The organism is Desulfovibrio sp. (genome assembly GCF_009712225.1).
Lineage (GTDB): Bacteria > Desulfobacterota > Desulfovibrionia > Desulfovibrionales > Desulfovibrionaceae > Desulfovibrio.
The window spans coordinates 1-22,192 of sequence record NZ_WASP01000006.1 but is presented as its reverse complement, the minus strand read 5'-3'; the positions used below and the strand labels follow the sequence as shown (position 1 = coordinate 22,192).

The window sequence follows — 22,192 nt, the reverse complement described above, 5'->3', positions numbered from 1 at the left end:
TTCATTGCCATATGCGGCGCTTGGGCTTATGATTATCTGATGACTCATAGCAATAACACCCTCGACAGCGCCATGGATCCTTACGAGCCCGAACTGCGCGTTATTGTAAGCCTCGATGTTGAAGAAGAGGGACTTTTTTCCGGCAATTACGCCGCCACCGGCTGCGGTGTGCGCAATGTGGCTCTGCTGCGCAGACTTGCCCCGCTCACCAACGAACTGGGCTTTCCGCTGACGCTGTTTTGCGCCCATACGGTTTTTACCAATGCCGAGGCCTGTGAGCATCTGGCCTGGATGCGCGACCACTGCAATGCAGAAATCGCCGCCCACCTGCACCACTGGAGCACCCCGCCCCTCGACGACGCGCAAAATACCCCACAGGCCGAAAAAAACGGGCCGCCTACACGTACAGACCGCCTGCCGCGACAGCTGCTGCGCCAGCGTCTGCGCACCCTGCTTGACGCGGGACGTGAATTTCAGGGCGCGCCGCTCACCAGCTTTCGCATGGGCCGCTGGGATCTGAAGGCATCGGTGCGCCCCCTGCTGGCCGAAGAAGGCATTACCTTTGACAGTTCTGTTTGCCCGCTGCGGGTATTTCATGACGGGCCAGACCACTTTCTTGCGCCTTCCGACCCCTACTGGCTGGACGACGCCCCCAACCTGCTGGAATCGCCCGTCACGCAGATTCCGCTTTCGCGCTCGCTGGCAAGGCTGTGGCACAACTGCGCAAAAGGGGCCGACTGGGTCGACAGATTCCACTTCTGGGGCGCGCTGAGCCCCAACCCGGTGTGGCACAGCGCAGCCGTCATGCGGGCGGCCACGCGTTTGCACATGGCACGCGGCGGCAGGGTTTTGAGCCTGTTCTGGCACTCGTCCGAAATGCTACCCGGCGGCTCCCCCAATATCCCCGACCAGAAGGCCGCAGATGCGCTGTATGGCAAGATTTATGATTTTCTGGCCTGGCTTGCCCGCAACCACGCTGTGCGCGGTGTCACCGCCGCCCAGCTGCGCGCCCAGGCTCCCGGCCTTGATCTTGGCCCGCGCCCTGCTGGCAAGGGTGACTGGTGATGCCGCGTATTGTCTTTGTACTGCTTGATGGTCTGGCTGCTTCCACCGCCCGCCACTGCATGGGCTACATGCAGTCACTGGTTGATGCGGGCAAGGCCCGCTACACCGAGCTTACAGCAGAGCTGCCGCCCGCTTCGCGCCCCATTTACGCCACCCTGCTCTGCGGCAAGCGCCCGGTTGAAAGCGGCATTGCTCGCAATGACGACACGCGCCCCTGCCCGGAGCCCCATATCTTCAGCCGCGCGCAGTCTGCGGGTCTGATCAGGGCCGCGGCTGCCTACCACTGGATGAGTGAGCTGTGCAACGCGGGCCCCTTTGAACCCGCCCGCGACCGGCACACGGACAACCCCGCCCTGCCCATTGCCCACGGCCATTTTTACAGCACTGATTCCTATCCCGATGAAGAAGTTTTTTACGATGCCGCCAGCCTTCAGCTGCGCTACAATCCGCATCTGCTGCTGGTACACAGCATGGGCATAGACAATGCCGGGCATCTCTATGGCGCAGAAAGCCGCGAATACCGCAACGCCGTCCGCAGGGCCGACGGTCTGCTGGCCCGCTGGTTGCCCCGCTGGGCCGAAGCTGGCTATGAAGTGCTGGTTACCAGCGACCACGGAATGGCTGCCGACGGCAACCACAACGATGTAAGCGACGCCTGCCGATGCGTGCCCCTGTGGCTGACCGGCGAGACCTGGCGGAGCAGCCCCCCCCTGCCGCAAGACCAGACGCAGATCGCAGCCCTAGTATGCGACGCGCTGGGCATAGCCTGACACCCTGTAGCCTTATAAAAGATCATGCGGCAAAATTCTGTTAACGGATACGTGTGGATTCTTCTCGCGGCCCTGTTGTGGTCGCTGCTCGGCGTTATTTCCAAATTTTGCCAGCACGCGGGAGTGCTGCCCATTGAAACTGCCTTCTGGCGGGCGGGCATCGGCTGCATCTTTTTTCTGGCGCACGCCGGGCTTACGGGCGGGCTGCGCATACCTGTGCGCCATGCTCTTATTTTTGCGCTATTTGGTGGCTGGGGAGTGGGCGTATTTTTTGGGGCCATGCAAATGGCCATCAAGCTCAGCGGCGGTGCAACAGCAGTGGTGCTGTTGTACACGGCACCCGTGTGGGTGGCTGTTTTTTCGCGATTTCTGTTTGGTGAGCGCATCACCAGGCGCAAGGCACTGGCCGTGGGTATTGCTCTTTGCGGCACAGCCCTGGTCTGTTTTTCCGGCGGCAGCCTGCCGGGGCATGCGTCCCTTGCGGGCATAGCCTTTGGCCTGCTTTCCGGCCTGTGCTACGCCACGCACTATCCCTTCTACCGCTGGTGGCAAAGCCGCTACTCCACGGCCAGCATCTACGGCTACATGCTGTTGGGCGGCGTTGCGGCCCTTGGCATGGGCGGCCCCGTACACATCAGCCACACCCCGGATACATGGGGCTGGCTGTTTGCCCTGGGCCTGCTCACCTGCTACATGGCCTACATCTGTTACGGGCAAGGGCTCAAACGCATAAGCCTTGTGCGGGCAGCCGTTACCTGCCATCTGGAGCCAGTGCTTGGCACGCTGTGGGTATGGCTTTTCTGGAACGAGAGCTTCAGCGCGGCTGGCTGGTTTGGCGGCGCGCTGGTACTTAGTGCCGTATTTTTGCTCACCACCGACAAAACGGGCGAATAACCCGCTGCCCGCATTTTATGGCAAACGCCGCCCCTGGTCTGCGCAGCCGGGGCGGCGTTTTATGCGTTGCACGGGCAACGCTGGCAACAATCGCAAGATTAACGCTGACCTATCACATCCAGAAACACCAGGGGTTCCTTCCCGCTGTTTTTCAGGGCATGGGTGTCGCCGGGACGGGCAATGGTAATATCGCCGCCCTTGACCGGGGTTTCCTTGCCTGCGGTGTCTGTAAACACGCCTTCGCCGGAAACGATGATGTAGGCGTCCTCGTTGTTTTCATGCTTGTGCATGCCGATGGATGCGCCGGGTTGCAGGGTCATCCAGCCTATTTCCTTGATGACCATATCCTTGGTTGCGTCGTTACGGTTAAAGCCAAACTGCCCGAACAGGGTACCCTGCCCCCCGGCCACGTTGTCACGGTTCCAGGTTTTCAGCGTTTCCTTGGTGTACAGCTGGGGCTCGCCCGCCAGAGCGGTTCCGGCAAATACCAGCGAGCACAGCGCTGCGGCAAAAAGCATCTTTTTCATAATTACACTCCCGTTACAGGAACAAACCCATCAAAATCCATTCGGCACAAGCCAGTTCCCCCAAAAGACCCGTAAAATCGCAGGAAGCTATCCCCTGCCTGCGGTCAGAGCATACGCCCGCGCCCAGCCAGCCGCAAGTGAATAAAGTCACATACTCCACATGTCCCCATGGTACGCGGTGCTGGTCTGCCAGCCCCGTAGCCAGCGCCCCACCCCAATTTTTCATGCAGGAACACAAGCAAGCCAGACCGGCAGGCAAAACCCGGTAAAAGCGCATACGACAAAACGCCGGAGACCTGCCCCTTGTGGCCCGAGCACGCTTGGTGTATACAGAAAAGCTACGCCCAGCCCGTTGCGCAATCACTGCGAAGCGGCTGTATTTTGCGGGCAGGCTCTCGCTTCAACAGCAAAAAAATCACCAATGGAGGCTGCATTCCTGATGCCACGTGTCAGGAGCATGCGCAGAACATTATGAGCAAGATCATTCTGACCGGGGATCGCCCCACGGGAAAGCTGCACATCGGACACTTTGCCGGATCTCTCAAGCAGCGCGTCCTGCTGCAGAATTCTGGCAACTTTGATGAAATCTACATCATGCTGGCCGACGCGCAGGCACTGACCGACAATGCCGACAATCCTGAAAAGGTGCGCAACAACATTCTTGAAGTGGCGCTGGACTACCTTGCCTGCGGCATTGATCCCGAAAAGTCCTCCATCTTCATTCAGTCGCAGCTGCCCCAGCTTTATGAGCTGAGCTTCCACTACATGAACCTTGTCACCGTGTCGCGCCTGCAGCGCAACCCCACGGTCAAGGCCGAAATTGCCCAGAAGAATTTTGAACAGAGCATTCCCGTGGGCTTTTTCACCTACCCCATCAGCCAGGCTGCCGATATCACGGCCTTTGAAGCCACCACCGTGCCCGTGGGCGAAGACCAGAAGCCCATGTTGGAACAGACGGTTGAAATCGTACGAAAATTCAACAGCACCTACGGTGACACCCTTGTGGAACCGCAGATCCTGCTTGAGCAGAACTCCGCCTGCCTGCGCCTGCCCGGCATTGACGGCAAGGCCAAGATGAGCAAGTCCATCGGCAACTGCATCTACCTGAGCGATTCTGAAAAAGAAGTGCACGACAAGATTTTCAGCATGTTCACCGACCCCGGCCACCTCAAGGCCTCTGACCCCGGCAAGATCGAGGGCAATACGGTGTTCACCTACCTGGACGCCTTTGCCATGCCCGAGGACTTTGCCAAGTTCAACTCGCCCTACCCCAACCTTGACGAAATGAAGGCCCACTATCAGCGCGGCGGCCTGGGCGACGTGGCGGTCAAAAAGTTCCTCAACGAAGTCATGCAGCAGATTCTTGGCCCCATCCGCACCCGCCGCCAGGAATACGTGCAGGACATTCCCTTTGTCATCGACGTGCTCAAAAAAGGCACGGAAAAGGCCTACAACAAGGCGGCCACAACCCTCGAAAAAGTGCGCAGGGCCATGAAGCTCAACCACTTTGAGGCTGGCCTCAAGTTGCAGTCCGACAAATAAATATCTGCTGCGTGCAAAACGTGCACAGCATCATGCAATCCCCGGTTTTGCCACAGGCAGGGCCGGGGATTTTTGCGGATTCAGGCAAGTGCAACGAGGTATTTCAGTGGTTTGCTGGCCAACAAATGCATATCGGGTAATTTTGCTTGCGGGGCATGCTTGACATTGGTTCGATATCGAATCATTATCCCCCCATGAAGACCGATCACATCGTCGCACTTGTGAGCCGCATACGCGAGCAGGCCAACAATCTGCTTGTGGCAGAGCTGGCAAAAAGCGGTCACAGCGGCCTTGCCCCCTCGCACGGGGCCATTCTGCACGCCCTTGCGGAGCGCGGGCCCATGCCCATGACCGCGTTGGCAGAGGCCATTAGCAAGCAGAAAAACACCGTAACCACACTGGTCGGCAAGCTTGAGCAGGCCGGGTATGTGCTCAAGACTCCCTCGCGAGAAGATTCGCGGGTTACCCTGGTTTCACTTTCTCCCAGGGCGGTGGCAGCTGGGCCAGATTTTGCCGCCATATCCCAAACCCTGCTGGCCGCAGTGTGGGGTGACATGCCACAGACTGAAAAAGAAGCTCTCGTGCAGGGACTGGAAAAAGTTTTGCGCAATATCAGCGCCAAAGCCAGCAGCTGACCGTCCCAGTGTCTCGCTACAGCTGGCGGTGCACTGTGCAGATAAAACCGCGCATCATGCGCGTTTTATTGTATAGTAATAGTTCGATATCGAACATAAAAGGAGCAATTATGCAAAAAGTTATCGACTTCCTTTCGGCCAATACCACGGTCTTTCTAGCAACTTCAGACGGCTCGGCGCGAGTGAGGCCTTTTCAGTTTCAGTTTGCGGAAGATGGCCGCCTCTGGTTCTGCACGGGCCGCAGCAAGCAGACTTTTGCCCAGCTGCAGGCTGACCCCCGGCTGGAATTTTCGTGCGTGTCGCCCAACATGGTCACCCTGCGGGTAAAGGGCGAGGCCAATCTGGACGACAACATGCAGATCAAAAAACGTATTATTGAAAACAACAGCCTTGTGCGCTCCATCTACGGCTCTGCCGAAAGCCCTGAATTTACCGTTTTCAGCGTAGATCACGGCACCGCATACATGTTTGACTTCACAGGCAATATACCGGAATCGTTCACCTTCTAGGCATATTCCATACGCCCACGCACGCGGCCCCGCACAACCCGCCGGGCCGCGTGCTGGCAGATGCGTGTTTTCAACGGCTGCAGGCATTTATTCCACGCCGTATTCCTTGAGCTTGCGCCACAGCGTTGTGCGGGGCATGCCCAGCACCTCTGCCGCAAGTTTTTTATTGTAGCCTGTTTTTTCCAGTATTTTAATCACATACCGACGTTCCATTTCTGCCAGCGTGGGCAAGCCATCACCCTCAAGCGTATCAAATTCAAGCCTTCTGATGTCTTCTGGCAGGTCGGCAAGGCTGATGGTTTCGCCATCGGCAAGCGCCACTGCCCGCTCAATGATATTCTCAAGTTCACGCACATTGCCGGGAAAGCTGTAACCCACCAAAGCCGCAAGGGCCTGATCGTCCAGATCATATACCTGCTTGCGAAATGCCAGACGGTATTTTTCAATAAAGTGCCTTACAAGAAGGGGAATGTCCTCGCGTCGGTCTGCCAGACGGGGCAAGGTGGTGCTGACCACATTGAGCCTGAAAAAAAGATCTTCGCGAAAGTTGCCCTTCTCCACTTCAGTTTTCAGTTCGCGGTTTGTGGCTGCGATAATACGAATGCTCAGATCAATGGGGCGGGTTCCGCCAACCCGCAAAATACGCCGCTCCTGCAGCACATGCAGCAGCCGCACCTGCATGGCAAGCGGCATTTCACCCACCTCGTCCAAAAAGACCGTGCCGCCCGTGGCAGCCTCGAGCAAGCCCACCTTGGCGTTCACAGCCCCTGTAAAAGCGCCTTTTTCGTAGCCAAAAAGTTCGCTGCTGATCAGCTCCTCGGTAAAGCCGCCGCAGTTGAAGGTAACAAAAGGCTGGTTGCGACGCGGACTCAGGTGGTGCAGGGCCAGGGCCACAAGGGCCTTGCCCGTGCCACTGTCGCCCTGAACAAGCACATTGCAGTCAACCGGCGCCACCTTGCGGATAAGCGCAAACAGCTCCTGCATGGCAGGGCTGTTGCCCACAATGGACGACAGCCCGTTTGCCCCAAGCAGGGCCTCGCGCAGGCGGGTATTTTCCATGCGCATGGCGATTTTTTCCTGCGCGTGGCGGGCCAGCGTGCGAATTTCCGTAAAATTCACTGGCTTGGTGACGTAGTGAAAGGCTCCCTCGCGCATGGCCTCGATGGCGGTGGAAATGGTGCCGTGGCCCGTAACGATGATAACCTCGGTTTCCGACCTCAACCCCTTGATCCTGGGCAAAAGTTCAAGGCCGTTCATGTCGGGCAGCAGCATGTCTGAAAAAACCACGTCGAAAGGTCGCTCGATCATGGCTTCAAGAAACGAGCGGGCGCTCACAAAGGCCTCCACAGCATAGCCTTCCTTGGCAAGCGCCTGGCTCAGGCGTTTGCAGACAACCGGCTCGTCGTCAACTATGGCAACTCGCAGGGGCATCCCTTACTCCTTTTCACACGGCTTTTCTGCATTGATGCTTGGCAGCACCACGGTAAACACAGCACCTTCTCCCTGCGCGCTGCGCATCATGATCTGCCCCTTGTAACGGTGCACCAGCGCATAGGTTACGGCAAGGCCCAGCCCGGTGCCCTTGCCGACCTCCTTGGTTGAAAAAAAGGGCTCAAAAATATTTTCCTGTATGTCTGCCGGTATGCCGGGGCCTGTGTCGCTTATTTCAAAGGCAACCATACCCTGCTCACGCTTGCGGGCACTTATACTCACAGTACCGCCGCCGGGCGTGGCCTGAATGGCGTTGAGCAGCAGATTCATAAAAACCTGCTGCAGGCTGCGCAAATCGCCACAGATATCGGGCAGGGATTCCGGCACATCCACATTCAGGGTAACTCCTGCCAGCAGCACCTGATTTTTGAGCAGGTTCACCGTTGAACCCACCACCGTTGCAGGGCACAGCCCCTCTGAGGCAGGGTGCCCCGTACGGGAAAAATTGAGCAGATTACGCACGATATCTGAGGCCCGTTCGGCCTGCTGCATGATGTCGTCGATCATTTCCTGCCCGTTGGCGTCGATGGATTCCTTGTAATCCTCGCGCAGTCCTTCTGCACTCAACAGCACATTGTTGATGGGGTTGTTGAGCTCGTGGGCAATACCCGCCGTGAATGTTCCCAGTGCAGCCATTTTGCGGGCTTGCAGCAGATGTTCCTGATGCACGGCCAGCTCGTGCGACATTCGGTTAAACGCCTGTATAAAATCGGCAATTTCGCTCAACTGTTCGGCCCCGGTGGCAATGGGGCTGAAATCGCCGCGCCCAACACGCGCTGTGCCCGCCGCTACAATGCCCAGCGGACGCAGCACGCCCTGCGAAATCAGCTTGATCACCAGAACCATGAGCAACAAAAAGACCGACAAAAAAGCCACCGGCATGATGTGGGTATGCTTGAGCGCCTTATGTGCACGCTCGCGCTTTTGGCTGCGTATCTGGTCGGCCGCTTCAGTCAGCGATTTGCCAAGCGTACGCAACTCCTCCTGCCCCGCTGCTCCACCGTGTGCCAGCGTGCGCATAGCCTGTCCGTAGCGGGCAAGCAGCCCCATAAAATACTTTTGCTGCGCATCGCCAGCCAGCATGGCCATGTCGTTGCCAAGCTCGGCGGCAAGGTCATCCAGACGGTCAAGATACACGATGCCTTCGCGCAGGCTTTCTGCATCATTGTAAAAAAAATAATTTTTTTCGTACCTGCGCACTTCAAGAATGTTGTTGAGCAGGTCGTCGTATTTTTCTCCCAGAAAGAGGCGCTGGCTTACGGTCGAGAGGCTCCAGTAATTCAGCCCCGCCAGTACCCCGATGGACAGAAACGTAACCGCGAAGAGAATAAATATCTTGCCCTTGATGGAATGAAAAAAATCGCCAGAATCCGCAAAGATACGATGTATTCCCCCGGTTGCCGCAAGGCCCCCGCTGGCCGTATTCTCCATGAATTTTCTCCCCCGCCGCCGCAGCAGCACAGGCACAAACCTGCCAAGTTTTCATTTTGAAACATTTTTCACGAGTATTTTTTACATGCTTTTCAAAATGAAAACAACAGATTTTCAAATTTCATCTACATCTCCACATAACCAGCTTTTTTAAAAAACATTTTTTTCAAAATCAGCCTTGGCATCACATTTGCCTAAGCGCTGCCACGAGGTGGCGCATGGAACGTATTTTGGTGGCCGTTGATCAGTTACATCCCCAGCACGAAGCCATGGCACACGCATGCTCATTGGCAAAACGCATTCAGGCGCGGCTGTATGTGCTGTTTGTGCACAAAAAGGCGTGCGTGATCACAAACCCGGCACGGCAGCGTCTGGAACTGCTTGTGGGATATGCCAGAACAGAAGGAATACACGTTGAATACACAATTCTTGAGGGAGGATACCAGGAATCAATAATAGCATTCATTCAGAATAACGGAATAACACTTTTTATTCACGAACTTGAACGTGCAGATATGGGACAGTTTGAACGGAATTTTTCTGTATTGCAGTCAGTTCGACACAGAATTTCCTGCAGGGTTGAAATAGTAAATTCACAAAAACAGTTGACGCAACACCACGAGGCTGACGTATGAACATACCGCTGTATATGTACCTGCCCATTGCGGGCAACAGCGTAAACATGGCTGCAATTCTGGGTTTGGGCGGAGCTGTGGGGCTACTTTCGGGCATTTTTGGCGTTGGGGGCGGCTTTTTTATGACCCCGCTGCTCATCATGTTGGGCATTCCCCCAACCGTGGCCGCCGCATCTGACTCAAACCAGATTATCGGCGCATCCACCTCTGGCACACTGGCCCATTTCAGGCTGGGCAACGTTGATTTCAAAATGGGATTCCTGCTGCTGGCGGGCGGCGTGGCAGGTGGCTGTGTGGGCGTGCGGGTCATCAAGCTGCTGCGGGCGCTGGGCAACGCTGATTTCCTCATAAACCTGACCTACGTTCTCATGCTGGGCCTTGTGGGCGGCTACATGTTTTACGAAAGCCTGCAATCCATGCGTGCGCCCAAGACCAGCACGGCCAGCACCAAGCCAGCCAGAGGCGAATCAAGCTATCAGCGAGGCCTGCGCAACCTGCCCTGGCAGATGGACTTTGTGCGGTCCGGCGTGCGTCTTTCCGTGCTCATGCCACTGGGGCTTGGCACGCTTGTGGGCATACTTGCGGCTATCATGGGTGTTGGCGGCGGTTTTATCATGGTTCCCGTCATGGTGTACCTGCTGCGCATGCCCATGCATGTGGTGGTTGGCACCAGCCTGTTTCAGATTCTTTTTACCTGCGTCAACGTGACCATCATGCAGTCCATTGAAAACCACACGGTGGACTTCATTCTTGCCCTGCTGCTGCTCATCGGATCATCCATTGGCGCGCAACTGGGTACCCGCATTGGCAAAAAGCTGCACGCAGACCAGCTCAAGATACTGCTTGCCACCCTGGTCTTGGTGGTCATGGGCAAAATTCTCTACGATCTGCTGGCCCGGCCAGATGTTTTGCTGGCCTATGCGGGGGGGCATTAACCATGCGCTGTAAGGCAATTTTACGTTTTGTTTCTGCGGCGGCGCTGGTTTTGTCGCTGGGCAGCGCCACCACGGCGCAGGCTGGTGATGCGGTCGAGCTCACCATCAAACCAGACAACATAGACATTTCTGCCTCATATCGGGGCACGGTGCTGCACGTTGAAGGCCTGGCCCCCAAGGGCAGCGAAATCGTGGCCCGCTTTACGGGCGCTCCTGCCGACCTGGCCCTGCGCCAGAAGGGAAAAGTCTTTAACCTGTTGTGGATGAACCTTGGCACGGTGCACCTGCAACACGTACCAACTGTCTTTCTGGTGACCTCATCCCAGCCTCTGGCCCGGGTTCACGGCGACGAACTGGGACTGGCCGCCGTACACAACGGCATAAAGGTTCAGGAACAAATGGCGAACGACCTCGACCTTGCCGCCGAGCTCATAAAACTGAAGCAGCAGGACGGCCTGTACCGAGAAACTACCGGGGGCATTACAACAGCAGAAAACGGCCGTTTTTCCGCTGATCTGCGCATTCCCTCGCGGCTGTCGCCCGGCACATACGCGGTTGAGATATTTGCCCTGAACGAAGGCTCCATTGCGGGCAGCGTATCTGCCCCAGTGAGCGTAAAGCTTGTGGGCATGCCCGCATGGATAGACGACATGGCCAAAAACAGCAGCCTGCTCTACGGCATCTTGTCCACCCTGGTGGCAATCTTTGGTGGTCTGGCCATCGGCCTGCTCTGCCAGAGCAAGGGCGGCGCGCATTAGTCTTGCGCAGGGCGCGGGGGAGCGGCAGCGCTCTCCCGTGCCTTGCGACGCAAACCCGGCAACAGCAGGAGGAAAGCATGGAAATTCTGGCACGTCTGGCCGACATGCTGACAGGTTGGCGCAGCGAACAAGGCGTAACCTTTGCCCTGCTGTTCAAAAAATTCAAAAGCATTCTCGAACGCAACAACCGTATTCTCGAGCTCATGGCCGACATGGGCGACAAGCTTGGTGGCGAATACATTTTTGACCGAAAATATATCGAAGATGCCTGTTCCGAACTCAACGACCAGGTTTTCAAGCTCATTTCAGACATGAGTGTGCTGACGCAAAACAAGAATGCCGCACTGTTTCTTGCCTTTGAACGCGTGCAACACTGCCTGCAGGAGGAAATTGCGGGCCGCCGGCAGGTTGAGGGCGGGCGCATGGTGCTGCCTTTCAAAAATATCGGCATCGAAGCCGAAGACGAGGTGGGCGGCAAGATTTCGCAGCTTGGCGATCTCGCCAACCGCCTGCACCTGCAAACGCCCAACGGCTTTGCCATCACCACCACGGCCTTTTTTGCATTCATGTCGCGCAACGGCCTGCTCGAGCTGGTCAAGGATGGCCTTGAGCAGTGGGATGGCTCGGAACTGGGCCTGCACGAACTCTCTGACATTGTGCAGACACGCATCATGGATTCCCCCCTTCCCTGGCGGCTGGTGGCGCAGATAGACGCCATGGTGGACGTGCTGGGCGTGCAGAACAACAAGCCCTTGCGCCTTGCCCTGCGCAGCAGCGCCTGGGGCGAAGACGGAGATTCGAGCTTTGCCGGGCAATACGGCACAGAGCTTAACGTGCCCCCCGCCCGCGTGGTTGAAGCCTATAAGCGGGTTATTGCCAGCACCTATTCCATTGAAGCGTGGCGCTACCGCATGGATCGCGGCTACCACGAAAACGAGGTGGCTATGGCCGTGGGCTGTCAGCTGATGGTCGAAAGCCACGTCAGCGGTGTGCTCTTTACCTGTACGCAGACCCCCGGCCAGTCGTGTGAAACCATGGTTATCAGCGCTACCTGGGGCGGTGGCGCTGCCGTCGTTTCGGGCGAAACCGCCACCGACACATTTTTTCTGAGCCGTACGCCCCCATACCCGATGCAGAGCCATGCCATTTCGCACAAAACGCGCAGGCTTGCAGCAGCACCCAAGGGCGACCTTGTGTGGGAGGAAGTGCCAGAACCGCTGCAGGGCATTCCCTGCCTAGCGGCAGGGCAACTGGCCGAGCTTGCCCGGGTGGGCATGTCGCTTGAGCGATATTACAAGCGCCCGCAGGATGTGGAATGGACATTTGACGCACAGGGTCAGCTGCACATTCTGCAGTCGCGCCCCTTGCGCTCGGGCGGCGATTACGGCCTTTCCATCCCTGTTCAGGCCGCCACCCAGAACGCCGAAGTCATCTTTGCGGGCAAGGGGCTGGTGGCGCAGCGCGGCGTGGCCGTGGGCAAGGTGGTGCTGGTTGACCACAACACAGACCTCGACCAGTTTCCCGAGGGCGGCATTCTTGTTTCCAAGTACACCTCGCCCCGCTATGCCCGCGTTATGCGGCGCGCCAGCGGCATCATCACCGACGTTGGCTCGCCCACAGGCCACATGGCCACCATTGCCCGAGAGCAACGGGTTCCCGCTCTGGTCAACACAGAGGTAGCCACCAGCCTGCTGCGTGACGGCGATGAAATTACCCTCGATGCCACGCAAAACGTGGTTTATCAGGGCCGCATTGCCGAACTGGACAGATTTGAACGCACAGAGCCCGACATGTTTGAAGAATCGTACGAATACCGCCTGCTGCGCCGGCTTCTCAAACACATTGCCCCCCTCAACCTTGTGGATCCGCACTCAGACAATTTCAGGCCGCAGGCATGCCGCACCTATCACGATATTACTCGCTATATTCACGAAAAAGCCGTTGAGGCCCTTGTGGCCCTGAGCCAGCGCCACGATGCCCTGCACCACGCACCTGCCCGCAGGCTCACAGACGGACCGCCCCTGGGGCTTACGGTCATTGACGCTGGCGGTGGAACCAGCTGCGAACAGGCTGCAACAACACTGCGCATGGATGAGATAACTTCCGTTCCGCTGCGGGCTTTCATGCACGGGCTGGAAATGTCCGGCATGTGGGATACGGACCCGGTTCCTGTTGATCTTGGCAGCTTCATGTCCAGCTTTACCCGCACATTCACAGCCTCGCAGGCGGGGCCAGACAGGGTGGGCCGTAACCTGGCGGTGGCCCTGCGCGACTACATGAACGTAAACATGCGGCTGGGCTACCACTACAATACCATTGATGCCTACATTTCTGACCAGATCAACGACAACTATATCTATTTTCGCTTTCTTGGCGGCGTTACCGAACTGGTGCGGCGCTCGCGAAGGGCGCGTTTTGTGGCCGATGTGCTGGACAGGTTTGATTTCAGGGTTGAGGTTCACGGCGATCTGGTGGTGGGCAGAATAAAAAAACTTTCCGCGTCGCGCATGCTTGTTCGCATGCACATGCTGGGCGGCCTTGTGGCCTATGCCCGCCAGCTTGACGCGCGCATGAGCAATGACGAACAGATTACACAACACGCGCTGGCCTTTATTGAGGCCATCGAATCCATAGCCACTGCCGACCACGGCAGCCACACGGGAGAAAACCATGACAGCACTGCGCATACTGGTGCTTGATGACGAACCCATTGTCTGCAAACGGCTAAAACCGGCCTTTCAAAAAGCCGGGTACGAAGTGGAAACCTTCACCGACAGCGCGGCGGCCTTGCTGCGCATGACCGAAAAAGCCTTTGATGTTGTGATAACCGACCTCAAGATGGAAGGAGCCGACGGCTTTCAGGTACTTGAACGCGCCCGCCAGCTACTGCCGCAGGCGCGCATTGTGGTCATAACCGGGTTTGCCACGCTCGATACGGCCAAGGAATCGTTCCGAAAGGGGGCATTTGATTTTGTGGCCAAACCCTTCAAGCTTGGAGACATTACGGAGTGCGTAAAACGTCTGGAAAAAGGGCTGAAAGCCTGATTGCAGCAAGGTCTGCACGGCATGCAGCAAATCTGCATCCGGCAATTCTTGTGCCTCCACCACGCGGGGATTGCTGTTGCCTCACCGGCGGCAACAGTAGTATATGCCAATAAGGCGCAAATTATCACCCGCGCCAATGGAGGGCTCATGTATACGTTTGACCTGCTGTTTTTCTGTCTGTCTGTGGCCCTCTATGCAGCATACAATTTCTACATTCGTCACAAGGAAGCGGTCGATCCTGGCTTCACCATTCACGGCATTTCCAGCACCGCAAGGGTTCAGTGGGTTGCCTCGGTACTTGAAAAAAAGAACGCTATTCTCGCTGTACAAACCCTGCGCAATGCCACCATGGCCTCTACCTTTATGGCCTCCACCAGCGTTCTGCTGGCCGTAGGCGTGCTTTCGCTGACCGGTAATGGCGAAAATGTGCGCCACACATGGCACTCGCTGAATTTTTTTGGTTCTGTGACTTCCGACATGTTTGCCTTCAAGGTTCTGGCCCTGCTGCTCAATTTTTTTCTGGCATTTTTCTGTTTTACTTCTTCGCTTCGTCTATACACCCATGTTGCCTTTATGCTGGGCGCAGAAACCGTTTCTGAAGACACCTCACAGATCAGCTGCATGGCAAAAAAATACCTCAACATGGGGGCAAACCATTTTTCCATGGGTATGCGGGCCTTTTATTTTACCGTGCCTTTGGTGTTCTGGATTTTTGGCGCGCAATTTATGCTTTTTGGCACTGTTTTTCTTATCAGCATTGTTTACGCCCTTGATAAAACACCCCGAAAAGACCGGCAGGAATAAAATAGTTAAGCAGCAAAAGCCAGTTGCGCGGTGAACCATTCCATATTCATTCTCATGTCACATTAGACATATAAATTTATAAAATAAAAAGTGAAACAATTTTTTAATATAAAATGCACATTATTAACCATTAGTTAATCACAACTACGCAACAGAACCCCGCCAAGCAATCCATTTGAGGTTGCAATCCCCCCTATATTAACCAAAACAATTTCATAATTGCACAGATTTGTTCGTGTTATGCGTCTGCAAGCTTGATTGTTTTGGTTCCTGATATTACATAGGCTGCTAATAGTTTGAGCACGCACCGTAATTTTCCAACGGATTCTGATTGTTGCGCCTGAATGCGACGAATTGGCTTCGCGTGCCCCCACGACGACAGCTTTACAAAACAGAGCATGCGCTGCCGCAGCCCAGCTGCAAGGGCACGCCTGTGACCCAAGGGTGAGTTTGCAAGCGACAACCAATATATGAACAGCAGAAACCTGGCCCAATCACTTTTGTGCCTGCTGGATGACCTGAGCGGACGCCCGGCCTTCCTCTCCATCCGGCGAGGACTGTTCATCGTTTTGCCGCTTATTCTGGTTGGCTCGTTTACCTTGCTGCTGCGCAACCTGCCCTTTCCCGAAGCTCAAAAAGTTGTAGATACGCTGCTTGGTCCTGCCGGGGTACGCGCATGCGACAACCTCACCTCGGCAACCTTTGGCATTGCCGCGCTGGCGCTAGCTTGCGCCCTCGGTGGGGCAAACGCCATGCGCGCCAGCCTCACCTGCCCGTCTGCCCCCGCCATCAGCCCCATGCTGGGCTCACTTGTTGTGCTCTCGTGTTTTTTCGTCATTGTGGCACCAGAAGAAACCGGCTCATGGACCATGAGTTTTTCCATGGACAGGGGGCTTTTGCTGGCAATGATTGTAGCCATGGCCAGCAGCTCTGTTTTTGTGCGGCTGGCACGGTTGCGTGTTTTTCATCTGCCAGAAGAAGTCGCCGGGCACGACCCCGTGGTGCGCGATGTGGTCAAGGTTATGCCCGCAGCCGTGGGCACGATACTGCTTTTTACATGCATACGCTTTGTACTGACGATTTATGGCGCTGCAGACCTGCAGCAGGCCACAAGCAATCTGCTGGCCCTGCCTTTTTTGCACAGCGGCAATGGGCTGGGCTTTGGGCTGTTGTACGGCACGGCATCGCAGATTCTCTGGTTTTTTGGCGCGCACGGCCCCAACGTGCTCAACGCCGTGGATGTTAACATCCTCACTCCGGCTGGCCTGGTCAACGCCAAGGCTGCCATGTACGGCACAACGCCCCCTTTTGTATTTACCAAGGTTTTTTTTGATACATTTACCCGCATGGGCGGCTCTGGCTCTACCTTTGCCCTCTGCTTTGCCATTCTGGCGCGCTGCCGCGACCGTGGCATGAAGAAGCTCAGCCTGCTGGCTCTTGTGCCTGCCCTCTGCAATGTTAACGAACCGCTTATTTTTGGCGTACCGCTGGTGCTCAACCCGGCCTTTGCCATTCCTTTTCTGCTGGTGCCAGCCGTGCAGACTGTGGTGGCCTATACAGCCACGGTTATGGATTTTTTACCGTACACCAGCATTGGCGTAGCTTGGACAACTCCCCCGCTGATTAGCGGCTATGTGGCCACGGGCAGCATCAACGGTTCGGTGATTCAGCTTATAAACCTGGCACTAGGCTTTTTGATCTATCTGCCCTTTGTGGCCCTTTCAGACGCTGTGCGCGAAAAGCACGGCAGGCAGGTGATGCAGGCCCTGCTTGAGGTTGCCTGCCGCTGCGAATCCAGCGCGCCCGACAAATGCAAGTGCATTACCTTACCGGGCGAGGTGGGGCGGCTGGCCCACACCCTTGCCAATGATCTGGAACGCGCCCTCAATGAAAAGGAAAACCAGCTGTATCTGGTGTTTCAGCCGCAGTGCAACCATGCTACGGGACGAGTGGTTGGCGTAGAAGCCCTGCTGCGCTGGGATCACCCTGTGTACGGGGCCATTGCGCCGCCCATTACCGTTGCTTTGGCAGAAGACATGAACCTCATTGACCGGCTTGGTAAGTTCATTCTGCTTGAGGCCTGCAAGCAGCGCGCGGCCTGGAGCGCCGCCGTGCCGCACGATCTGGTGATCGCCGTAAATATTACACCGCGCCAGCTGCGCAATGCCAACTTTGCAAAAATGGTGCTGGATACCCTGTATGGACAAAAACTAAAACCAACCCAGCTGGAGCTGGAGATCACCGAATCATCCATTCTCGAGCCGGATTCGCGTACGCTTGATCTGCTTACCCGCCTGCGGGTATTGGGCGTACGCCTCGCCATAGACGATTTTGGCATGGGGCATACCTCATTGCGCTACCTCAGGGCCTTTCCTGTCACCACAGTCAAGGTTGACCGCTCGTTGACAGAAAGCCTCAACAGCAATGTGCAGGAACAGATAGTGCGCAGCATTCTGGATTTGAGCCGCAGCCTGCACATAACAACGGTTGTGGAAGGCGTGGAAGACGAACAGCAGCTGCGCGTGTTTACCCGCATTGGCTATCAGACGTTTCAGGGCTACTACTTCAGCCGTCCGCTTGCTGGCGGGGATTGCCTGGATTTTGTGCGCAACTTCAACGCGCGGGCCGGACAGGACAAATAGGCACGCCAGCTGCCGCAAGCTCTTTGGGTTCCGTCACCGGGCACAAAAAAGCCCCGGCATGACCGGGGCTGGAATATACGCTGCAGACTGTCTGCCCGCACCGATTACGCGGGACAGACCTGCCATTATTTTGCAATGTTGGCGCTCTGTTCTATTTTTTGCAGCAGGGCTTCACAAAATCTGTCCAGTTCTTCTTCCGTCTGCGTTCCAAGCCCCAGCACAGAGCCAGAATGCAGCTGCCTCTGCCGCAGGGCCTCAAGGTCGGGCATGCTTATGCGCTGCTCAGGCAGGTACGCCAGCAGTGGCATCTGCGCGGCCTGTCCCTTACTTGCCTTGTTGATCACCAGCACCTGACGCTGCAGCCCCAGGTCGCTGGCCATCCGGGCCACTTCGGCAGCTGTTTCAAGCGAGCGTATGCTCGGTTCTGATACAACCAGCAGCGCATCCACATGAGCCACGGTTCCGCGCCCCAAATGCTCCACTCCGGCTTCCATGTCCACCAGTACCCACTCACGCCTGTCGAGCACCAGATGGGCCAGCAGAGCCTTGAGCAGGGCATTGCTTTCGCAGGCGCACCCGCCCCCGGCATTGGTCAGCGGCCCCATGACCAGCAGGCGCTTTTCGCCCTGCTCGGCATGGGCAGGGCCAGTCAGAGGCAAAGGTGCGGAGAGCACTTCTGGCAGGTCGCTCACGTGCGGATCAAGATCCATCATGCCGCCCTTGCCAGCGGGCCGAATGCGCTCTTCAATAAGAGCCGCTCGGACGGTGAGGGGTTCTGGCAGCGCCGCACGGTCTAGGCCAGATGCCTGCCCCAGCGAAAGTGCCGTATCGGCATCCACCAGCCAGACCTTTTCGCCGTGTCGGGCCAGATAATCGCCAAGCCACGCGGTAAGCGAGGTTTTGCCCACGCCGCCTTTGCCAGAAATGGCAATCTTCATGCAAGCCTCCTGGGATTTGCCTGTGGGGTTTGCTGTTTGGTGCTGCGGGGCGGGCAGTCATGCCCCGCCCTGCCCCGCCTTGCAAACCTAGGGCTGCAAGCCCAGGCCCTGACGCTTTTGCCGGATGCGGGCATCCAGCAGATCAGCCGCCTTTTCGGGATCGTCATTAACCACAAAGGAGGCGCCCACAATTTCTTCCAGACCATTAAGGGCGATATCCGTCACTTTTTCCGAACCAAGAATATTGGGCGGCAGGCCCAGATGGGTGTAGATGCCGCTGGCCACGGCATACATGCCGATGGCCGCTGCCTTTTCCGAGTACCACTCCGGCGAGGACGCGCCCACGGGCAGATCGGAAATATCCACGCCCAGTGCGTTGGCAATGAGGGCGCAGAGCTGCATGATGCGTGCGTTGTCCACACAGCTGCCAAGGTGCAGCACCGGGGGAATACCCAGAGCACCGCACAGGCTTTGCAGGCCAGGGCCCGCCATGGACGCACCTTCAGGAACCAGCAGGCCAGCCTTGCCAGCCGCCGTAGTTACGCAGCCTGTGGCCAGTACCATTATATCCTTCTTGATCAGGGCTTTCATCAGCCCCACGTTGGCCGAATCATGCTTGATCTTGGGGTTGTTGCAGCCAACCACACCCACAAAACCACGCACCGTGCCAGCCTTTACGGCATCCAGCAGAGGATCAAGCGAACCGCCCAGGGCTTCAAGAATAGCCTCGTTGGAAAATCCGGTCATAATGCTCACTGGTTCAACGGGAATTTCCACGCGCTTGGGGTCGCGCTCCACAAAGGCATCCACAGCCATGCGCACAATCTTGCGGGCTTCTTCACGGGCGTTTTCAGGATGGAAATCAAAATGGATCGCGCCGGTAAAGCGAGCCTTGGAGGCCGTGTCGATAAAGCGGGTGTGGTAGCAGCCTGCAACCTGCACAAGGCTGGGCATAATGCACTGATAATCTACCACAACCGCTTCTACCGCGCCGGTAACGATGGCAAGCTCTGTCATCAGATGGTTACCGGCCATGGGAATGCCCTGCCGCATGAGCAATTCGTTGCCGGTACAGCACAGGCCTGCCACGGTGATGCCGGTTGCGCCGTTCTTTTTGGCAAGCTCGACCATTTCTGGGTCGCGGGCTGCGTCCAGAATCATTTCGGACACTACGGGATTGTGCCCGTGCACCAGAATATTGACAGTATCTTTTTTGATAACGCCAAGGTTGGCCGTGGCCATCTTGGGCTTGGGCGTGCCAAAGAGCACATCGCATAGCTCGGTGGCAATCATGGAGCCCGCCCAGCCGTCGGCCAGGGCGCAGCGCGCCGCGTGCAGAAGGGTATTGGGTGCGTCGTTGTCGCAGCCCATATGGGTGCGGTGCATCATTTCGGCAATTTCACGGTCGACGCCGCGCGGGGTTATGCCAAGCTTGTCCCACAGGGCCCGCCGCTTTGCAGGCACGCGCGAGACAAAATTTACGGCCTTGCGCCTGCTGCCAAAATCGCTGTAGCAGACTTCTACCACATCTGCCGCCACATCAAGGGCATCGCGGCCATCAGTGGCGACGCCCAGCTCTGCGGCGATGCGACGCAATTTCTCCTCGTCGCGAATCTGATAACCAGGGGCGCGGCCTTCAACCACGGCTTCCAGCGCTTCAATAACGTCGCGCCCATGGTCTGAGTGACCGGCAGAGCCCCCGGCAATAAACCGGCCAAAATTGCGCGCCACAATCACGTCGGCATCTGCGCCGCACACTCCGCGAGAAAGTTTCCCGCCGGGTTCGGCCTTGGCGCTGATGCGGCACGGCCCCATGACGCAGTTGCGGCAAGTTGTGCCAAGTTCGCAAAACCGGCAGTGAGGTGTCTGCTGATCCAGCCTGTCCCACGCTGTTTCTACGCCCTCGGCTCTGGCCTTGGCCAGCATGCGTTTGGCATCATCCCAAATGGACATGTCATTAATATCGCGTTTTTTGCTTTCCATAACTGCCCCACAAACATTGAGGTTTTGCGACGCTCCAAGTCTGCGCCGCCATCTTTGACTTTGTGGTATCACAGTCATGAAAAGATGTCTGTCGGGTGGCCGACAAAGCACAGATGATACAAAATTCCTAGTTCACAAAGCTTGAATCGAAGTCGTAAGGCCGAAGCATAAGCCGAGTCGTGAGGTGATGTTGCAATGCTGTGTCCCTGACACCGCCACATTGTTTTGCGCAAGGAAGAAACAAATGGCTAGTCGAGCAATTCGCGCAGGCGGGCTTCATCCATGATGCAATATACGCCGCGCTGCTCCTTGAGCAGGATGCCTGAGCGGGTGAGGTCAGTAAGCAGGGTTGAAATTGTCTGACGGGTCGCCCCGAGGCTTTGAGCCAACTTTTCGCCAGAAAGGTGCAGGCGTACCCGGCGACGGCCATCCGGACCAGGAGTGTTTTCCTGCGCCGTGGAAACAAGGTAACGGGCCAGGCGGGCTGAAACATCGCGCAGGGCAAGGCCATCCACAATGCTGAACGTGTTTTTGAGAATACCACCCAAGACACGAACCACCGTTACAGTAAACTGCGGCACAGCCATCATGCGACGGTTGAAGGTGGCTGTGTCGACCACAAGAATGGTGGTCTCTTCGACTGCCTGCACCAGCGCGCTGGAATGGCTCACGTATACGTCACCAGGTTTGAGAAAGGCGATAGTAAATTCTTTTTCACCGTAGGCAAGATACACACGCACTAGCCCCTGCCGGACAATAAACACATAATTGTCAGGCGAATTCAGGTCCTCGGGCCTTTCTGGCGCAGACGAAGACGCGAAGTCAGTTTCATCATCATAGCTGGGAGAAAAGATCATGCTTTGCCTGGCAAAGCGACGCTCCTGAAAAGCAGAAAGCAGCGATGAAAATTCGGGCTTGGCAAGTTCGTCCAGCAAATTGACAGAAGTAAACTTCATGGGGGCTCCACTATCAGCACGCAATTATGGGTGCGGCTATATGAAAGGCGCATATCTTGGAATTATTTCATGGGAATACGGAATAATGATCGAAGAGCAATCATCCATGCACAGAGGCAGTTTTTATCATGTTAGCCAGCATGGCTGCCAAAATCTATATTTTATCGGTGTGAAATACAGTTGAAAGAGAAATTAGTAAAAATTGGTCACATCGAAATGAAATCGCCAGATTGCAAAACATGCAGTTTCGCTTCTTGGTGAGATGACTATTTCGCAACTAGCTTGGGTAATTCGCCTGCGAAAAAGTTGCGACGTATGATCGGCATATGGTTTCTCCTTTTCGCCGTTGGATAAAGGGGTCTGATAGAAGCTGTGCTCACCTTAGACTCGCCGGAGCATACGCGGTAGCGATTGCAAGTATTGAGGGGATCAGCAAGATACGCGTTTTTCGTCCTGACAAAAACGCGTGGAATTTCGAGCGCAACGTACTCAGGTACATGTGCATCAAGAGTTTTGCGCTGATGCTGTTCAGGGCGATAAAAACGGTTTGCGCAAATCAGCCCCTGACAGGTTCTGAACGGCAGCTATCAAAGGGAAATGTCAAGAGATGGCAGGTGAGGGAAAGAAGAAGA

At 56.4% G+C, this 22,192-nt stretch carries 19 protein-coding genes; 13 read left to right on the top strand and 6 right to left on the bottom strand.

The window, feature by feature from the left end; genetic code table 11:
• Positions 1-39: 39 nt before the first annotated feature.
• The 3 genes from F8N36_RS05555 to F8N36_RS05545 are packed head-to-tail and all read left to right on the top strand — an operon-like array spanning position 40 to position 2,729.
• Positions 40-1,065 (top strand): hypothetical protein, encoded by a 1,026-nt coding sequence (locus F8N36_RS05555; protein ID WP_291331812.1) that lies wholly within the window; start codon positions 40-42, stop codon positions 1,063-1,065.
• Positions 1,065-1,835: an alkaline phosphatase family protein gene (locus F8N36_RS05550; protein ID WP_291331811.1), complete on the top strand. Its 771-nt coding sequence runs from the start codon at positions 1,065-1,067 to the stop codon at positions 1,833-1,835. The genes F8N36_RS05555 and F8N36_RS05550 overlap by 1 nt, the downstream gene beginning before the upstream one ends.
• A gap of 24 nt (positions 1,836-1,859) precedes the next feature.
• Positions 1,860-2,729 (top strand): EamA family transporter, encoded by an 870-nt coding sequence (locus tag F8N36_RS05545; RefSeq protein WP_291331810.1) that lies wholly within the window; start codon positions 1,860-1,862, stop codon positions 2,727-2,729.
• A 98-nt stretch (positions 2,730-2,827) separates the two neighbouring features.
• Here F8N36_RS05545 and F8N36_RS05540 read toward each other — a convergent pair whose 3' ends face one another.
• Positions 2,828-3,256 carry a cupin domain-containing protein gene (locus F8N36_RS05540; RefSeq protein ID WP_291331809.1) on the bottom strand — a complete coding sequence of 143 codons (429 nt, stop codon included), beginning with the start codon at positions 3,254-3,256 and terminating at the stop codon, positions 2,828-2,830.
• A 471-nt stretch (positions 3,257-3,727) separates the two neighbouring features.
• Between F8N36_RS05540 and trpS the strand changes: the two genes are divergently transcribed.
• The 3 genes from trpS (at position 3,728) to F8N36_RS05525 (ending at position 5,942) form a co-directional block, all read left to right on the top strand.
• The gene (gene trpS, locus F8N36_RS05535) at positions 3,728-4,798 is read left to right on the top strand and encodes a tryptophan--tRNA ligase (RefSeq protein ID WP_291331808.1); all 1,071 of its coding nucleotides are present in this window, start codon (positions 3,728-3,730) and stop codon (positions 4,796-4,798) included.
• A 194-nt stretch (positions 4,799-4,992) separates the two neighbouring features.
• The gene (locus F8N36_RS05530; protein ID WP_291331807.1) at positions 4,993-5,433 is read left to right on the top strand and encodes a MarR family transcriptional regulator; all 441 of its coding nucleotides are present in this window, start codon (positions 4,993-4,995) and stop codon (positions 5,431-5,433) included.
• A gap of 110 nt (positions 5,434-5,543) precedes the next feature.
• The gene (locus tag F8N36_RS05525; protein WP_291331806.1) at positions 5,544-5,942 is read left to right on the top strand and encodes a pyridoxamine 5'-phosphate oxidase family protein; all 399 of its coding nucleotides are present in this window, start codon (positions 5,544-5,546) and stop codon (positions 5,940-5,942) included.
• Between the two features lie 87 nt (positions 5,943-6,029).
• Here the strand turns inward: F8N36_RS05525 and F8N36_RS05520 are convergent, their stop codons facing one another.
• On the bottom strand, positions 6,030-7,373 hold the full coding sequence (locus F8N36_RS05520) for a sigma-54 dependent transcriptional regulator (protein WP_291331805.1): 1,344 nt from the start codon (positions 7,371-7,373) through the stop codon (positions 6,030-6,032).
• 3 nt (positions 7,374-7,376) lie between these two features.
• Positions 7,377-8,864 (bottom strand): HAMP domain-containing sensor histidine kinase, encoded by a 1,488-nt coding sequence (locus tag F8N36_RS05515; RefSeq protein WP_291331804.1) that lies wholly within the window; start codon positions 8,862-8,864, stop codon positions 7,377-7,379.
• 218 nt (positions 8,865-9,082) lie between these two features.
• On the opposite strand from F8N36_RS05515, the gene F8N36_RS05510 reads away from it, so the two are divergent.
• The 7 genes from F8N36_RS05510 (at position 9,083) to F8N36_RS05480 (ending at position 17,683) form a co-directional block, all read left to right on the top strand.
• Positions 9,083-9,499 carry a universal stress protein gene (locus F8N36_RS05510; protein ID WP_291331803.1) on the top strand — a complete coding sequence of 139 codons (417 nt, stop codon included), beginning with the start codon at positions 9,083-9,085 and terminating at the stop codon, positions 9,497-9,499.
• Complete coding sequence (locus F8N36_RS05505) at positions 9,496-10,434, top strand: sulfite exporter TauE/SafE family protein (protein WP_291331802.1); 939 nt, start codon at positions 9,496-9,498, stop codon at positions 10,432-10,434. The genes F8N36_RS05510 and F8N36_RS05505 overlap by 4 nt, the downstream gene beginning before the upstream one ends.
• A 2-nt stretch (positions 10,435-10,436) precedes the next feature.
• Positions 10,437-11,192, top strand: a complete 756-nt coding sequence (locus F8N36_RS05500) for a TIGR02186 family protein (protein ID WP_291331801.1) — start codon at positions 10,437-10,439, stop codon at positions 11,190-11,192.
• A 77-nt stretch (positions 11,193-11,269) separates the two neighbouring features.
• On the top strand, positions 11,270-13,891 hold the full coding sequence (locus F8N36_RS05495) for a PEP/pyruvate-binding domain-containing protein (protein WP_291331800.1): 2,622 nt from the start codon (positions 11,270-11,272) through the stop codon (positions 13,889-13,891).
• Positions 13,863-14,237, top strand: a complete 375-nt coding sequence (locus F8N36_RS05490) for a response regulator (RefSeq protein WP_291331799.1) — start codon at positions 13,863-13,865, stop codon at positions 14,235-14,237. The genes F8N36_RS05495 and F8N36_RS05490 overlap by 29 nt, the downstream gene beginning before the upstream one ends.
• Before the next feature lie 147 nt (positions 14,238-14,384).
• A complete protein-coding gene (locus F8N36_RS05485) occupies positions 14,385-15,041 on the top strand; it encodes a DUF599 domain-containing protein (RefSeq protein WP_291331798.1) in 657 nt (218 codons plus the stop codon).
• A gap of 470 nt (positions 15,042-15,511) precedes the next feature.
• Complete coding sequence (locus tag F8N36_RS05480; protein ID WP_291331797.1) at positions 15,512-17,683, top strand: EAL domain-containing protein; 2,172 nt, start codon at positions 15,512-15,514, stop codon at positions 17,681-17,683.
• A gap of 125 nt (positions 17,684-17,808) precedes the next feature.
• Here the strand turns inward: F8N36_RS05480 and F8N36_RS05475 are convergent, their stop codons facing one another.
• The 3 genes from F8N36_RS05475 to F8N36_RS05465 all read right to left on the bottom strand — a co-directional run bounded on the left by F8N36_RS05475 (position 17,809) and on the right by F8N36_RS05465 (position 21,560).
• Entirely contained in the window at positions 17,809-18,621 is an 813-nt protein-coding gene (locus F8N36_RS05475) for a P-loop NTPase (RefSeq protein WP_291331796.1), read from the bottom strand.
• A gap of 87 nt (positions 18,622-18,708) precedes the next feature.
• Positions 18,709-20,604, bottom strand: coding sequence for an anaerobic carbon-monoxide dehydrogenase catalytic subunit (gene cooS, locus F8N36_RS05470; protein WP_291331795.1), 1,896 nt, complete (start codon positions 20,602-20,604; stop codon positions 18,709-18,711).
• A gap of 248 nt (positions 20,605-20,852) precedes the next feature.
• Positions 20,853-21,560, bottom strand: a complete 708-nt coding sequence (locus F8N36_RS05465; protein WP_291331794.1) for a Crp/Fnr family transcriptional regulator — start codon at positions 21,558-21,560, stop codon at positions 20,853-20,855.
• Positions 21,561-22,192: the final 632 nt, after the last annotated feature.